The following is a 14,766-nucleotide window of genomic DNA, read 5'->3' as shown; positions in this document are numbered from 1 at the left end:
GTGCCAATCATTGAAGTGAATGTAAATACCCCGAGAATCGTCGTCAGAGAGTACACCGGATCTTGGAAAACCCTGAGTTCAAGAATTGGACTTACAATACCGGTATTCCCGATATTCGAGGAGAAACCATACTCGACCTGCTTTTGGGAAGAAAGCTGAATGCGTTACGCGCGTATGCCGAGCAGTATCTCACAATGATCAACTGCCTTCTTATTTTGATAGAGCTATCGTTTCCCATTATCTTAGCTTAATGGATCACATTCGTAGTCTTAATGCAACCTACCACTTATTCCATTAATCTCCCTTTACTTCATTATCATTCGGAATTAATTCATACAAGGCACGAACATCACAACCGATGGAATCGGCGATCGATATGGCAATTTTGAGTGGCATCACTCTTTTGTTTTCAATAAAGTCGTAAACTCGTTCCGGTTTAAAAAGCAAGTCTTTTGCCAGCCATTCCGCTGACTTCCCGGATTCCATCAATCGTTCATTCAGTAAGCAACGTCCTAGTTCAAATTTCAAGAAGTGATGACCTCCCGCATAAGATAATACTTAACCTTAAGCGTTGTCCATTGCCAGCATGAATATACTTCATAAAGGGTCCTATAACGATGAAGTTCCCCATGTTTCCCGTTAGTTCAATCTGTGGTTTTCCTATTTTTAGCCCAATTTTCCTGTTCACAATTGAGATTAATGATGCATAATAGCACTGTGTAGAAAATCTGCTAAATCCTCATTGCTATATTGATTAAGATGTTCATATCTCTCACTCCGTACATATATAAGCAATAACGCCCCATCTCGTGGTCTATAACATCGTCCACCTTAAGAGTAAGTTAGGTCAGTTTTTATGGAGTATATTGTGTAAACAAGCTTATGCGCGCTTTTTTATTGTTATAGAACATATGGATTGGGTTTGAATGACAGACTCATTCTTTAAAATAGGGCGTAATCCCTCTTGAATATAGGTTCTCCACTAACTTGAAAAATTCTTCTGACGATAAATCCTTTTGACGCTGGAGCCAAAGACGAAACAAAGAAAGAGCAGTTGTCAGGTAAAACTCAATGAAGTATGGCGTTAGTGATTGGTTTTGCGGAACGTTTAATTCTAATTGATTCAAAGCGATTTCTTTTTTTAAGCGTTTTAAAAAACGGACACTTCCATAATCACCCAAAAGGGCATTAAGAACCAGGAGATGTTCTTTTTTATCCAGACAATAAAGCGTGTCTTGAACCGTATCCAACGATAGCTCTTTATTTGCCAATTCTTTTTTCATTTCATTCAATAGGTCATTTTCAACAGAGTCTAACAATTCGTAAATGTCAGTAAAGTATTGATAAAAGGTGCTGCGGTTATATCCTGACTTATTCGAAATTTCCTGAATCGAAATTTTCTCAATCGGCTTTTGGCTATATAACTCACAAAAAACTTCTACAAACTTTTGTTTTGTTTTCTCCGTTATTTGGGGTTGCTTTTTCATGTTTCCCTCCTACTAGTGAATAAGAATACCATCCGACAAATCATAAAAAACTGATGGTTGATCAAGGAATAATGAAGATTTATAATCACATCATACAACGCGTTGTCGGATAATCAATAGGGAATATTAATAAGTTGGGGTGGTTTATATGTCAGCAAAACAAGATAGAATTTTAATTTTTGGTGCAGGTGTCATCGGGAGCATGTACGCAATTAAGCTTATTGAAGCAGGGTTTGACGTTAGCCTGTTTGCACATTCGAATAGATATACATCATTAAGAGAAAATGGCCTGCAGTATATAGAAAAAGGTACAGTTAGATCGATACAAGTGAATGTCATGGATACGCTCGAAAATGACGATGTATACGATTTTATTTTCGTTACTGTTCGTTATGATCGGTCCGAAGCAGCATTGTTAGCGCTAAAAGATAATCAAAGCAAAAATATAGTTACGATGATTAGTAATTCAATTGGATTTTCTTCGTGGCTGGATATCGTAGGGGATAGACTTTTACCAGCTTTTCCCGGCTTCGGCGGACAGATTAAAGATGGGGTATTACATGCGCGATTTCTACCAAAGTTTATAGCGGCAACTGCATTTGGAGAAATTAATGGTGTAGCGACAGAACGCGTAGAAAACCTCGCAAAACTATTTAAAACAGCAAAGCTTCCCTACGTTATTAAAAAGGATATGCAAGCGTATCTAATCACACATTCCGTATCAGATATTGCCATGTTGAGCTTTTTGCATTCTGAGAATAAGATTATTGACAAAAAAACAGCCAGAACCAGAAAGACGGCACGCAAAATAACAGTCACTTTAAAAGCGTATCTTAGGGAAATACAAAAAGCGGGCGTTTTAATTGATCCTCCAATACTTAAAATGGTGCTTAAATTTCCAAACTTATTTTTGGATCTCTTCTTTATGACATGGCTACGAACTAAGATGGTTAGGGATATGATGTTGCCGGATTATGCGAATAATGCTAACAATGAGATTGTACAGCTGAGTAATGATTTAATGAAATTTTTAAGTCAACATGATATCAAATCGGAAATACATGTTCCGTAATTTTTTGTTAAAATAGTATGGTATTTTTTAATTTATTTTCATTAAATCCTTCAATCAGGCATTAATCTGAATATGAAAATCTAAATATATAGTTTTTTCGTAGCATCCTTGAATAAACTACCGGGAAATGATAATTGAACAGCGACAGTCCAAGACTTTATTTATCAAGTCTTGGACTGTCGCTGCTTTATTATCCGGGACAGTCGGCTGATAAACGCATTTCAGTATTCAAAGTTTTACTCACACCTGGGGTGATTCCTATCTTGGTTGTGGTTCTTGCCTGGATGCTGGCTCATAATATTTTGTATACCTATATCTCTCCTTTCCTGGATGATAAGGGGCTTGAACCCTATCTCGGACAGGTTCTGCTTGTTTTTGGAATTATGGCACTGGTGGGAATCTGGGTGATTGGGATTTTCATTGATCGTTGGTTGCGTCCGTTGGTTCTCATCAGTCTTACCGGATTTGCTCTGATATCTCTTGTACTAGGACTTTGGAGTGAGCATGGTACTATTATCTTCATTTCTGTTGCGCTGTGGGGGCTGACATTCGGTGGTGCGGCAACATTGTTGCAGACAGCACTTGCTCAGGCTGCGGGGAAGCAAGGTGTGGATATCGTGATGCCTATCAATACCTTCTTGCTCTGTTTGTTGCCTGGTGTGCTAAAAGGCATGGATTTCGTCCATCCCAGATCCGTTAAGTAATCCGATTGCGATCCGTCTGCTATTGACTGTGAATTGTTCTTGCACGATCGTGGCAATCATTCATCGATTTGCACCACTGAAAATCATAAAATGCACCACCAAAAACCATAAATTACATTAGATCGATATGTGAACCAGGCGGAATCATGAATCTCGTCAGGTTCTTTCTGCATTCTGGCTTTTGTTAAATCAAAGTAGTCCAGGTAAACATAAATATATTATGTAACGAAGTATAAGTAAACTTTACATTTGTTAAAAATCAGTTTATAATTTGATTCAAGAGGTGATGGTCATGAAGAAAGATTTCGGTGATTCGATATCCAATAAGGTTTATGAATATCGTGTACTTGCCAGAATGTCTCAGCAAGAATTAGCAGAGAAAGTCGGGGTTTCCAAACAAACCATTTTCGTAATGGAAAAAGGGAATTATGTGCCGACTCTGCTATTGGCTTTTCGAATTGCCGATTTTTTTAATGTTGATGTTAACGATGTTTTTACTTATTTGAAAGGAAATGATCAAAATGAAAATTAAGTCTATTTCTGATATCCATAACGCAATTTTCCACCCTTTAAAGTCCTGGGCTGAGCAATCTACGGGAAATTGGAATATTCTCATTGGAGTAGGTTTTTTACTGCTCATGGGTAGTGCGATTTTCACCTATGTATTTTATAAGAAGATTGGGCAAGACGATGAACGGACAAATAAAATCTTTTTGAAAAGCAGTTACTTTATGCTGTTGACAATTATTCTATGTGACATGATTTTTCCTAAAGAGTATATGTGGAACATCTTTTTCTTGTTCAAATATGCGCTAGCGTTTTTAGCTGGTGGAATTTACATGGCCATCCAGTATAAAAAGGATTTGTCGTAAGGAAGGGTCAGAGCGAGGACCAGCTAAGGATGAGGATTAGACAATGCTGATAAATATGCTAACTAAGTGATATGGAAGTTCAATAGGTGCAATCGGGTTGTAAAATAAATTGCTAAAATCAAAAATATCCTTTTATGTTCCTTCCCCCCTCTGCTTCTAGCGGCAATGGTTACATGTTCTTGTCCTTTGATCGCGACAAGAACATGTATTTATAAATCAAAAAAACCGCGCTCTGCCCCACCTCTTATGAGACTATTATACCGTTGAGTGTATACAAACCATGTAATGCTTGCTGTTAATAATGCTGAAGAAATCAAGGCTGTAAGAACACTATATGTTTGCCAAATAAGTATCGTTGGCCAATCTAATGCACAGCACATTATACACAGGGCAATCGTAGCCATCAGCAAAATAGCTGTTACGATTATTCGCTTTTTTGTCATTGGCTGCCGCCCATTCATTTTTCTTCTGCGTAATCCTAAGAGAAAGAACAGAACGGCCAATAGGCAAAAAATAATTGTGGTAGACGATAAAATGATGTCCAAAAGCTGTGTGCCGCTTATTTCATATGACTGCGTTAGATTGCCGTCTAATATCTCTTTAACTTTTAGTACCATGCTTCTATTGATATTTGCGCCATTGGTCAGCAAGCAGACGGCTGTTCGTTCATTTGGCAGTATGATCACTTCGGTTCCAAAATTGGGATTTCCCCCGGGGTGCTCTATAATCGTTTGGTTGGCGTTTACCGTCCAGCCCGCCGCATAATACATTTCGTTGACGGCCGGAACAGACATATCACCCTGATGTGATTTTTCGATAACCGTATGGAATATTTCGGGTATGTCCGTCACAATACCCATCTGTATGCCCATCCAACGCGCCATATCTTTTGTACAAGAAATGATGTAGCCTGCGGGTTTATTCCCGGAAAAATCCGGCGCGTTATATGGAGTTGTCATAAAAAAGGAAGAACGGTAGCCCTGTGCCAACTGTCCGGTGGCTTGAGCATCTTCTTTATAAACATACGTCTGGTGAAGACCTAACGGCTGAAATACCTGTTCCCTCATAAAGTCTTCATAGCTTTGTCCCGACACAATCTCAATAACCAAACCCAATACGTCATAATTAACGGTCCCATAGTTGTACTGTTCACCGGGAGGGAACGCCAACTCAACATCTACCAGCATTTCCACAGTCTTTTGCAGCAAATCTGGTGTATTGCCTTGTGGAATATTTTGAGAATGCTTACCATTTGTTAGGCCGCTAGTATGGTGAAGAAAGTTATTGAGTGTAAGGCTTTGCATATCAACAGGTTTTCCTTGATACTTTAACGTAAACCAAGGTAAATATTTTTGGACAGTGTCAGTCATTGACAGCAGCCCTTGTTCCTCCAACAGCAGAATACCCATGCCGGTAAAGGCTTTACTGACCGAGGCCAGTTCATATAGTGTGTTCTCACTTGCAGACAACCCACTTTCACGGTCTGCATACCCGGAAGAAAAGTAGAAAATTTCATCATCAGCTAGTATCGAGATTGACATTCCCGGCACACCTGATATACGACGGGCATCATCCAGCAACGCGTGTATTGCCGCAGATTGCGTATCTGACAACGCCGCATAACTTTGTGTTGCGAATCCTGAGAATACGATAAGTATCGCTATTACACAAACAATAGTCTTTTTCATAAGCTCTCCATTTCGAGTAAATTATGCGAGGATAATATAAACAACCTGTAGTACGCCTTATCCGCCTAATGCGTCGCTCCAATATACTTAATGCTAGACGTTCAATAATTAGATTACAATTGTAAACTTCACAGACCCATGTATATTATTTCTTGTTTCGCAAAAAAGGCCCCTCTGATTACTTAGCGGAAAGGTCAATGGTTTAAATCTTATGTCTACAATTTTTCTGCTTCATCATTACTATTTTATTAGGTATCAGCGTTGGTCTAACGACAAAAAGAAAGGAGACTAACCAATATGGCTAGTCTCCTTTCTTTTATAAAAATTTCACCCTATAATGATAAAGCTCAGTGCAGGCAAGCTTCATTAATCTTTCCATGTGACCTGCCATCCATATGACTGAAGTTTAAAGTATTTATTAAACTCCGCAACTACGGACTTCGCGTTCTCTTTCGATGTTGCATGAAATATAGTTATATCGACTATATTACAGTCTGAAATTTCCTCCAAACCTTTAAGTCTTGATGCATCTACTCCAATCTGCTTTAGACTCATACAATTTTTGAGTATTGTTAAATCTCCAACCGGATAAGTGAACTGCTTTAATTTCTTCATTTCTCCTATAACCTCTATATGTGATTCATCTATTGCACAGCTATCTGTCTCAAAAACCGTTAGATTCTTTAAAGCTTTTAAGAATGATAAATGTGGTATTGTCACTTGTTTGAGCTCTAGTTTTATTAACTTACTAAGGTTTGAAATATAAAGCAGGTCGCCAACCTTCATTTCTTCTAAGCTTAGTTCCTTCAAATTTTTTATAGTTCCAATTAATCCCCTATCAATTGAGTTCATTCTACATAATCTCAAACTCTTTAATTTCTTTATATCTTTCAGTGTATGTATATCTTTTAATGGAAGTCCTATTAATGTTAGCTTCCTTAACCCATCTAAAGAAACCAAGTACTTCAAATCAGACTCTTTAAAAGCTTCTGATCCTATCACAAGTTCTGCTAAAGAGGCCAAGCGTTGAAGTACATCAAAATTAGTAATTTCATCCGCATGTATAATAAGTTCTTTAAGATTAACCATATGGGTTAAAATATCCAAAGATATTGCTCCGTATTTTTGAGCTTGATCAGCTCTAATAAATACCATTCTCTTTTTTTTCAATGTTTTTGAAGATACAAAACCACTTTCAACATCGTCTTTAAAATACTCTTCCCAAAATCCGCTTACAGGGATAAGGCTGTTCTCTTCGATATTCAAATTAGTCAAAGCCAAAATATCATCTAACAAACTTCCACTTTCACGGGATAATATGATTACATCTTCTTCTTCACGAATACCAATACTACTATTTCTGAGACTCGAATCGATAAATTCAAAGAAATGTCCCAAACTTTCTGCAATAACATAGGAAAAATGAGAATTATGATCTATCGTGATAATTTGCCCATAAACGCCCTTTTCTCCGGGGTCTAAATCTATTGCCAAAAATGAGCCACCACCATCTTCAGCAAAAGGAATCCAGCCTTCTCTGTAGTTCCCGTCTTTTATTACATCTGATTTGCTGGATATAATATCGTACGCTGATTCCAAAAGGGACTTCCAGTTACTTACTATCGATTCAATGTTCATCCAACCAAGACCAGCCATAACGCCAAAAATCTGCTCTCCTTCTCCATTAGAATTCATGTATAGCTTTCTGAAATCTTCTGGAAATTTGCAGTTCATCATGCTCTCGAAAAGATTTATTTCTGATTCCTCAACTGCTGGATTCAGTAATTCCTCTACATTAGGTATATGCGATTTTAATGTCTCGATAAGTAAACACTCTTCTTTTTTATTAGCTAATGACATATAGTGGCCCCCCTTCTACAGAGTCATAATAGTTTCAGTAAACATCCTTGGTTGATCATCTATCATTTTGTTATGATTCATCTTCAACAGTTCCATAAATAATTAATTCTATCTTACATATGGAGCATCTATTTCCCGATTTAGCAATATCGTATCATAAATTTGTAAATATTGTTGTATTAAGTCATATGAAAAAAAACCAAGAGTCATCTTAGGGGTTAATTTTATCTCTATATAAACTTCATTCACAACTAATTTTTCGCCCTATTTATGGTACGGTTCAGCGTAACATCTATAGAACGCAGACACCTACACAAACACCTGCACCATTGTCTCCACAAGCCGCGTTGGATACGATTAATGCTTACTACGTTCAGCAAGCTGGCGATGCGCCTGACCACTCAATATTTGACACTACTGGAGTAACAGATGTTACTCCGTCGAACTTAACCTATGTTGATTATGCATTGAGCGTGGACGAGACATCTCCATGGACAGTACTTGAAATTCAAGAGATTGTTAATGAAGTTCATTCAGGACTCGTATTGACAGCGATCGGCACGGGGCTTTCCCATGCCGTTTTGAATTCCATTTTTATTCCCGTTCTTACCTTTGAGCTTAACTTAATGACCTTGCCTGTTTGGGTGTCCTTATTGTTTTTCTAAGTTTTGCTTGCTAAGCGACTCTATTCAGCATCATTCTGCTCTTCCAGCCATCTCAAAATCGCTTGGTTTGTTTCTTCCGGCTTTTCTTGCTGGATCCAATGACCGCAATCCAGATTGACCACTTCTGCATTAGGCACGAACTTTGTCAGGTTTTCAGACCTCTGGACCGTATCCCGGTCACCATAGATCATGAGGGTCGGCTGTACCATGAAAATGAAGGGGGTTGCGATTTTGGATGAGCTGTTTCATCCCTTCTTCATTTAGCGATTTGATTTATGCCTCGCATTTAAAACGTTCTGACTTTTGATGAGAATTAAACCCTAATTGATTGAGAAATACAGTAGCTCCTCTCTCCTATAGATCAGGGAAACAATAGACCCAGATTTATGCAGTACCAAAAATCCTTTTAACCATTATTTTGTTATTTATATTTCCTTATTCTGTAATATATTTTTTTGCAATGTTGAAATTTTAGCCCTTCTTCAGATGAAGCGATCAATATTCCAAGCCTTCTTAATCGTGTTTCCTCTTTCTTGGCGCTCATTACCCACCAGATTGAATCTCTTTTATAGGATGGTGATAAATTAGTGAAGAATAGCCAGGCTGTTTGATTTGCCTTGATTTGTTCTTCATATTCTTTAGCAAGTTCCACGTTTCTTTGTTCAGAGGAATAGCCTTGTGCATCGGTTCTGTTGTTAAAGACGTGCATTCCTTCAGGTCTCATCTTTCCAAACTGTATTAGTGCTTTTACCTTCTTTACGTTCACAGCACTCCATACACTATTTACTTTGCGCGGAGTAAAGCGAATCTTATAGCTTTGTTTATCAATGGTTTTTCGTATACCGTCAATCCACCCAAAACAAAGAGCGGCATCTACTGATGCAGACCAAGTAAGGCTTGCACGACCTGTACTTATCCCAAAATAGCCCACCCAAATTTCACTAGCTTCAGCATGATGTTCTTCTAACCAATCGTTAAACTCTTCTTGGTTGTTGAAAAAAACTACATCTCCCATTGTTCCAGCCATTTTAAAATCGCTTGGTTTGTTTCTTCCGGCTTTTCTTCCTGGATCCAATGACCGCAATCCAGATTGACCACTTCCACATTGGGCACGAACTTTGTCAGGTTTTCAGACTTCGCAACCACATCCCGGTCGCCGTAGATCATGAGGGTCGGCTGCTGGATGATTGGGTTCACTTTCGCCATTAAGCGCCAGTTGCGGTCAAGGTTCCTGTACCAATTTATGCTGCCCGTGAACCCTGATGTTTCAAATGCGGAGACGTAAACGGCCAGCTCGCTTTCGCTCAATACGGGCTCACCGAGCGGTGTTTCTGCTCTGGCGAGATTGATCAACGCCATACCTGGCTCAGGTGCTCTGAGAGGCTCGTTCTTCCGGTACAGGTTGCGAAGGAACCTGTATGTATTGTCTTCGAATACGGCGTCCGCGACGCCTGGCTGTCGATTGAAGTGGACGAAATAGAAATCGCCGCCAAGTATTTCTTCCATGAACTCGATCCAGGGTTTTTCTCCGCGCTCTTGGTAAGGCAAGCTCAGATTTATCACTTTATTGACGCGGTTTGGATGCAACAAGGTCAGTCCCCAAACGACGAATGCACCCCAGTCATGACCGACAAAGGTAGCGTCCTCGTATCCATAGTGATCGAGAAGCGCGATGAGATCACCCGACAAGTGTTCAATGTCATAGTCTGTTACTTCGGTCGGACGGGATGAGTTGCCGTAACCCCGCTGGTTGGGGACGATGGCATGGTAGCCCGCTGCGGCAAGTGCGTCCATCTGATGGCGCCAAGAAAAGGCATGCTCTGGCCAGCCGTGGCAGAGTACAATAGGTTTTCCTGCGTTTTCTCGGCCTGCTTCAAACACTTCGAGTTCCACACCGTTGGCTGAAATAAGGGTGGGCTTGGGAAAATCGGTTGGATTAAACATTGAATTAAAACCTCCTTCTTGTGATACTTGTAGTATAATGAATAAAAGGTGACATCTAGGTGTCACCTTTCTGAAATCATGTAAAAAAAGAGGGCAATTATGGACAAAGTGGAGAGACTCATTTCGATTATCATGATATTGCTGAAAAAAGAGGTTGTTTCTACAACGGAATTCTCACAACTATTCAATGTCTCCAAAAGAACGATCCTTCGCGATATGGAAACATTGAGCTTATCGAACATCCCGATCTACTCTGTCAATGGGGTCAAAGGGGGCTACGGCATAATGGATGAATACAAGGTTGATAAACGCCTTTTAAGCAGCTCCGATTTACAGAATATATTAACTGCGCTCGGCGGATTGGAACAAATCCTCCGTACTGAAGAAGTTGAAAGAACGATAAAAAAAATAGAGGCAATGGTTAGTCCATTGTCTCTAAATCGTTCCATTCAACTGTCGTTTTATGATTGGGAAGGTCGGTCCGAGATTCTTGAAACCTTAAAGACATATCAAGAATCCATTTCAAAAAAGAGGCTGGTTTCGTTTGATTATACAGATAAGGACGGGGCTGTAACGAATAGAATGGTCGAGCCCTATGAGCTGCATTTTAGCGAATCGAGTTGGTACTTGAAAGGATTCTGTTTACATCGACAGGGATATCGAACTTTCAAGTTATCTCGGATCGATCATATTACTATGGATGAACGCGCGTTTCATCCTAGAGACGATTGGTCAGAGCAAGTACACGAAGCAAATTATCTACCTGAATTCGTCACGATTAAGGCCTGGATATCGCCTAGCATAAAAGATCAAATCATCGAAAGGTATGGTCGAAGAAGTATTGAAGACCATAATTCTGGATTTTTATTAGCAACCATTTATGTCCCACAAAATCGTATGGGATTTCAACTTTTAGCAAGCTTCGGCACTCATCTAAAAGTTGTAGAGCCCAAAACCTATGTTGAAGACTTTCGAAATTATTTATATCAAATGATGGAGAACTATTCCTGATATATTTAGCATTAAAGCTTCAACCTTCAACTCAACTTTTCACCCTATTTATGGTACGGTTCAGCCCGATTTGTCTTCACCGTGTGATACATCTGTTCCAAGATTTCAGCCACGTTTAGATTCTATTGTGATTGTGCGCCTGAGTCTGAACCAGCTGATCTTCTCAACTGCTGTGTTGCGGTCCCCATCTGCAGTTTCCGGGCAATCTGCTTGTTGCGCATTCCTCTGATACCTTCAATAGTCCTCCTTGCTTCATTTAGAGTTATATATACTGGTTCTCTCAAATTAATCACGTAATCTAGTGCTCCGAATAATAAAAAAAGCCCGCAAGCTAGTTACCTGCGGCTGTGAATTTAGGATATGTTGTTATTTATTATTATCTCTCCCCTCTGCAACAAGCCTTAGCCCACTTTCATGGAGTTAGTTACTTGTGGAAGCTACACCAAAGGCTATACGCGTTGAATCGTGGCTATCATGACACCGGCAAATCCAATGCCTAACTGCACCAGTATTTCCGTGCGCCTAGGAGGACACGCTATGCGATTTTCAAGTGGCAATCGCCTCCTTCTGTTCCTTAGCTTTTGGGAATCCTTGATCCACACCTTGTTCTCTACGATTATCACGCAAGAGCTCGTACGTCACATACACCGGTCGCCCTGTTCGTGGTTCCAGCATAATCTCGGCATCAATGGCAAATACCTCACGCAGCGTCCGTACCGTCATTACACGCTCTGGCGAACCATGCTCCACCACCTGACCCTCACGAATCGCCACCATATAGTCGGAGAAGCGTGCTGCCAGATTCAGGTCATGCAGCACCATCACAATCGTCACCTGTTGACTGCGATTTAGTTCATAGAGCAGTTCCAGCACTTCAAGCTGATGCGCCAGGTCCAGATAGGTTGTGGGTTCATCCAGCAGGATCAGATCGGTTTGCTGGGCGAGCGCCATCGCAATCCATACGCGCTGACGCTGACCGCCAGATAGCGTATCGACCTCACGATGCTCAAACGCTGTAAGCTGTGTAACCGATAGGGCCCAGGCTACTACTTGCTTATCCTCTTTGGAGAGCTTGCCGAAGCCCCGTTGATGTGGAAAACGCCCATAGGCGATTAATTGACCGACCGTCAAACCGCTCGGTGCGGTCGGCGTCTGCGGCAGAATCGCCATCTGCTTGGCCACTTCCTTGGTGGACAGCGTACGGATATCGGCGCCATTCAGATAAACCGTACCATTATTCGTCTTGAGCAACCGACCGACTGCCTTTAGTACGGTTGATTTGCCGCATCCATTGGGACCAATAATCGAGGTAATCTGTCCACGCGGAATCTGCAAGTTCAGTTCTTTTACGATAAGCGTGTCATTATAGGCAATATCGATTTGTTGCGCTGTAATACTTTCCATGACGTCCTCCTAATTGGCCTTCGATAGTAAATAAAGAAAGTACGGAACACTGATGACCGTAATGACGATTCCCGTCGGCACATCTCCCCCCAAGCTAACCGTGCGCGTAATCGTGTCAGCCAGCACCACGACTAATCCTCCGGTCAGGCTGGCAGCCGGAACGAGCAATTTGTGATCGGGCCCGACCAGTTTTCTTGCCACATGCGGAGCGATCAAGCCAACGAAAAAGAAGCTTCCGCCCACGGCCACACTGCCAGAGGATAAAGCAACCGCAGCGATCGACAACCCCAAAAACTGCCGCTTCACGGCAAGACCCAGCCCTTCTGCCGTCTGATTGCCCAGATGGAGGGTGTTAAGTATGCGAGACTTGTAGAAAATATAGCCGAGTAAAATCAAGACCCATGGTGCCAGTACGGAAATATAACGCCAATCAGCGCCCCATAAGCTTCCCGCCAGCCAATGCAGCATGAAATCCATCTGCGAATCATTCAGCTTGAGAGTCAGGAAGGTGGTCAGCGCTTCATACCCGCTTCCGAGTGCGACCCCGGTTAAGATCAAACCGATTGGCGAAATATCTCGCCCACGGCGATACGACAATAAGAAGATCAATCCCGCCGCCAATAATCCGCCAACAAAGGCCAGTAGTGGTAGGGCAATAAAGGAGCCCTTTCCTGTCGATGCGATGAATACGACGAAGAACAGGACAAACAAACCCGATCCCGAACTAATCCCCAGCGTCCCTGGACTAGCCATGTCATTACGCAGCAAACTCTGCATCACGACCCCAGCCGCTCCCATTCCCAGACCTACCAAGATCGACAGTGTGATTCGTGGCAGGCGAAAATCGAACACGATCAGATTTTGCTTATCTGTACCGTTTCCGAGGAGAACATTCAGCACTTCTAGCGGTGAAAGATTCATTTTGCCAGAATTCATGCTAATGACAGCAAACATAAGGATGAGCACCATAAGCACTATATTGACGATAATGCCCCTTTGCACCGTATAACGCTGCTTGATCATTCAGATTCCCTCCTTTGCTTGCGAGCCAGGAAGAGAAAGTACGGCACACCAATGATAGAAAATATAATACCAATCGGTGTTTCGAACGGCTTATTGATCAAGCGGCCAGCCAGATCGGCCGACACGGTCAGCAACGCACCATATAGTGCAACTGCCGGAATAATGTAACGATAGTTGACACCGACCGTGTATCGCACAATATGTGGGGTAATCAGACCAACAAACCCGATCGGACCAACTAAGACAACAGCCAATCCAGTCAGCACGAGCACGATAATCGTCGATAAACCTTTGACCAGTCCGCTACGAATACCGAGTCCACTTGCCACATCATCCCCCAAACTGAGCAGTGTAACAGAAGGAGATAGCGCCAGCGCCAGCAGTACACCACCAACAAATAGCGGTGAGATGATCAGCAATTCCCCCCACTTAACCCCCGCTGTACTGCCTGCCGTCCAGAATGCTAATGCTCGACCCAGATTATAATTGATCGCTAAATACTGACTGAGTGCGCCAAATAGCATAGAGATGGACAGTCCTGCCAGTACCAGCCGCTGAGGCGTCATCCCGCGCTTGCCCAGTGACGCGATGAAGTAAGTGATCCCGGTCGCGAGTGCTGCTCCCAGACAAGCAAACAGCATCATATGCCCATACGAATAACCCGGCAGAAAGGCCAGGCAAAGAGCAATCGCGAATGCTGCCCCAGAGCTGATGCCCATCAGCCCGGAGTCAGCCAGCGGATTTCGCGTCGTTCCCTGCATAATAGCCCCACATACCGCAAGGCTGCATCCGACGATCAGATCGGCTACGGTACGCGGAAGACGTAGGGTTTGTATAATTTGATGCTCAGTGAGCGTTGGATCAAATCGGAAAATAGCCTCCCATGCAGTCGCTAACCTCATGTCGGCGGCGCCGAAGCTAATCGACGCCGCCGACATGAGAACCGTTAATCCAAGCCCTACCACCATGTACATGGTGAAATTCACCGCCCCACGGCGTTTTTGTTCAGGCTTGTTTTTCATTACGCTTTCCTTTC

The 14,766-nt window shown here is 41.9% G+C and carries 16 protein-coding genes; 6 read left to right on the top strand and 10 right to left on the bottom strand.

Annotated features, from left to right (window positions below):
• Positions 1-294: 294 nt before the first annotated feature.
• Together MHH50_RS16035 and MHH50_RS16030 are read right to left on the bottom strand one after the other, a co-directional pair.
• Complete coding sequence (locus MHH50_RS16035; protein ID WP_076106729.1) at positions 295-528, bottom strand: transcriptional regulator; 234 nt, start codon at positions 526-528, stop codon at positions 295-297.
• Positions 529-935: 407 nt separating this feature from the next.
• Positions 936-1,487, bottom strand: coding sequence for a TetR/AcrR family transcriptional regulator (locus tag MHH50_RS16030; protein ID WP_340033131.1), 552 nt, complete (start codon positions 1,485-1,487; stop codon positions 936-938).
• Between the two features lie 148 nt (positions 1,488-1,635).
• On the opposite strand from MHH50_RS16030, the gene MHH50_RS16025 reads away from it, so the two are divergent.
• The 4 genes from MHH50_RS16025 (at position 1,636) to MHH50_RS16010 (ending at position 4,135) form a co-directional block, all read left to right on the top strand.
• The gene (locus MHH50_RS16025; RefSeq protein WP_340033130.1) at positions 1,636-2,559 is read left to right on the top strand and encodes a 2-dehydropantoate 2-reductase N-terminal domain-containing protein; all 924 of its coding nucleotides are present in this window, start codon (positions 1,636-1,638) and stop codon (positions 2,557-2,559) included.
• A gap of 134 nt (positions 2,560-2,693) precedes the next feature.
• Positions 2,694-3,263, top strand: a complete 570-nt coding sequence (locus tag MHH50_RS16020; protein ID WP_340033129.1) for an MFS transporter — start codon at positions 2,694-2,696, stop codon at positions 3,261-3,263.
• 292 nt (positions 3,264-3,555) lie between these two features.
• Positions 3,556-3,795, top strand: coding sequence for a helix-turn-helix transcriptional regulator (locus MHH50_RS16015; RefSeq protein WP_036677000.1), 240 nt, complete (start codon positions 3,556-3,558; stop codon positions 3,793-3,795).
• Entirely contained in the window at positions 3,785-4,135 is a 351-nt protein-coding gene (locus tag MHH50_RS16010; RefSeq protein WP_036677002.1) for a hypothetical protein, read from the top strand. Before MHH50_RS16015 ends, MHH50_RS16010 begins: the two co-directional genes overlap by 11 nt.
• Before the next feature lie 209 nt (positions 4,136-4,344).
• Here the strand turns inward: MHH50_RS16010 and MHH50_RS16005 are convergent, their stop codons facing one another.
• Complete coding sequence (locus MHH50_RS16005) at positions 4,345-5,823, bottom strand: serine hydrolase domain-containing protein (protein WP_076279728.1); 1,479 nt, start codon at positions 5,821-5,823, stop codon at positions 4,345-4,347.
• 366 nt (positions 5,824-6,189) lie between these two features.
• Positions 6,190-7,683 (bottom strand): SMI1/KNR4 family protein, encoded by a 1,494-nt coding sequence (locus tag MHH50_RS16000; RefSeq protein WP_340033128.1) that lies wholly within the window; start codon positions 7,681-7,683, stop codon positions 6,190-6,192.
• A 347-nt stretch (positions 7,684-8,030) separates the two neighbouring features.
• On the opposite strand from MHH50_RS16000, the gene MHH50_RS15995 reads away from it, so the two are divergent.
• Complete coding sequence (locus MHH50_RS15995; RefSeq protein WP_076302981.1) at positions 8,031-8,348, top strand: hypothetical protein; 318 nt, start codon at positions 8,031-8,033, stop codon at positions 8,346-8,348.
• Positions 8,349-8,368: 20 nt separating this feature from the next.
• On the opposite strand, the gene MHH50_RS15990 is transcribed toward MHH50_RS15995, so the two are convergent.
• The 3 genes from MHH50_RS15990 to MHH50_RS15980 all read right to left on the bottom strand — a co-directional run bounded on the left by MHH50_RS15990 (position 8,369) and on the right by MHH50_RS15980 (position 10,292).
• A complete protein-coding gene (locus MHH50_RS15990) occupies positions 8,369-8,557 on the bottom strand; it encodes an alpha/beta hydrolase (protein WP_053781983.1) in 189 nt (62 codons plus the stop codon).
• A gap of 212 nt (positions 8,558-8,769) precedes the next feature.
• Positions 8,770-9,375, bottom strand: a complete 606-nt coding sequence (locus MHH50_RS15985; protein WP_340033127.1) for a YdeI/OmpD-associated family protein — start codon at positions 9,373-9,375, stop codon at positions 8,770-8,772.
• Entirely contained in the window at positions 9,351-10,292 is a 942-nt protein-coding gene (locus MHH50_RS15980) for an alpha/beta hydrolase (RefSeq protein ID WP_340033126.1), read from the bottom strand. Before MHH50_RS15980 ends, MHH50_RS15985 begins: the two co-directional genes overlap by 25 nt.
• 99 nt (positions 10,293-10,391) lie before the next feature.
• Between MHH50_RS15980 and MHH50_RS15975 the strand changes: the two genes are divergently transcribed.
• The gene (locus MHH50_RS15975; protein ID WP_076126589.1) at positions 10,392-11,303 is read left to right on the top strand and encodes a YafY family protein; all 912 of its coding nucleotides are present in this window, start codon (positions 10,392-10,394) and stop codon (positions 11,301-11,303) included.
• A gap of 546 nt (positions 11,304-11,849) precedes the next feature.
• On the opposite strand, the gene MHH50_RS15970 is transcribed toward MHH50_RS15975, so the two are convergent.
• From MHH50_RS15970 to MHH50_RS15960, 3 genes are read right to left on the bottom strand one after another with little or no spacing between them, the layout of a single operon-like run.
• Positions 11,850-12,707, bottom strand: coding sequence for an ABC transporter ATP-binding protein (locus MHH50_RS15970; protein ID WP_076190254.1), 858 nt, complete (start codon positions 12,705-12,707; stop codon positions 11,850-11,852).
• 9 nt (positions 12,708-12,716) lie between these two features.
• Positions 12,717-13,730: an iron ABC transporter permease gene (locus tag MHH50_RS15965; RefSeq protein ID WP_076179405.1), complete on the bottom strand. Its 1,014-nt coding sequence runs from the start codon at positions 13,728-13,730 to the stop codon at positions 12,717-12,719.
• A complete protein-coding gene (locus MHH50_RS15960) occupies positions 13,727-14,704 on the bottom strand; it encodes an iron ABC transporter permease (RefSeq protein WP_340033125.1) in 978 nt (325 codons plus the stop codon). Before MHH50_RS15960 ends, MHH50_RS15965 begins: the two co-directional genes overlap by 4 nt.
• Between the last annotated feature and the right edge of the window lie 62 nt (positions 14,705-14,766).

Source organism: Paenibacillus sp. FSL H3-0302, from assembly GCF_037982245.1.
In the GTDB taxonomy this organism is placed as follows: Bacteria; Bacillota; Bacilli; order Paenibacillales; family Paenibacillaceae; genus Paenibacillus_AQ; species Paenibacillus_AQ odorifer.
This window is presented reverse-complemented; position numbering and strand designations above follow the sequence as displayed.

Bases quoted from the DNA above. Each gene is read 5' to 3' on its own strand.
- MHH50_RS16030 (WP_340033131.1), bottom strand. From the start codon at position 1,487: ATGAAAAAGCAACCCCAAATAACGGAGAAAACAAAACAAAAGTTTGTA.
- MHH50_RS16025 (WP_340033130.1), top strand. From the start codon at position 1,636: ATGTCAGCAAAACAAGATAGAATTTTAATTTTTGGTGCAGGTGTCATC.
- MHH50_RS16015 (WP_036677000.1), top strand. From the start codon at position 3,556: ATGAAGAAAGATTTCGGTGATTCGATATCCAATAAGGTTTATGAATAT.
- MHH50_RS16010 (WP_036677002.1), top strand. From the start codon at position 3,785: ATGAAAATTAAGTCTATTTCTGATATCCATAACGCAATTTTCCACCCT.
- MHH50_RS16005 (WP_076279728.1), bottom strand. From the start codon at position 5,823: ATGAAAAAGACTATTGTTTGTGTAATAGCGATACTTATCGTATTCTCA.
- MHH50_RS16000 (WP_340033128.1), bottom strand. From the start codon at position 7,683: ATGTCATTAGCTAATAAAAAAGAAGAGTGTTTACTTATCGAGACATTA.
- MHH50_RS15990 (WP_053781983.1), bottom strand. From the start codon at position 8,557: ATGGTACAGCCGACCCTCATGATCTATGGTGACCGGGATACGGTCCAG.
- MHH50_RS15985 (WP_340033127.1), bottom strand. From the start codon at position 9,375: ATGGCTGGAACAATGGGAGATGTAGTTTTTTTCAACAACCAAGAAGAG.
- MHH50_RS15980 (WP_340033126.1), bottom strand. From the start codon at position 10,292: ATGTTTAATCCAACCGATTTTCCCAAGCCCACCCTTATTTCAGCCAAC.
- MHH50_RS15975 (WP_076126589.1), top strand. From the start codon at position 10,392: ATGGACAAAGTGGAGAGACTCATTTCGATTATCATGATATTGCTGAAA.
- MHH50_RS15970 (WP_076190254.1), bottom strand. From the start codon at position 12,707: ATGGAAAGTATTACAGCGCAACAAATCGATATTGCCTATAATGACACG.
- MHH50_RS15965 (WP_076179405.1), bottom strand. From the start codon at position 13,730: ATGATCAAGCAGCGTTATACGGTGCAAAGGGGCATTATCGTCAATATA.
- MHH50_RS15960 (WP_340033125.1), bottom strand. From the start codon at position 14,704: ATGTACATGGTGGTAGGGCTTGGATTAACGGTTCTCATGTCGGCGGCG.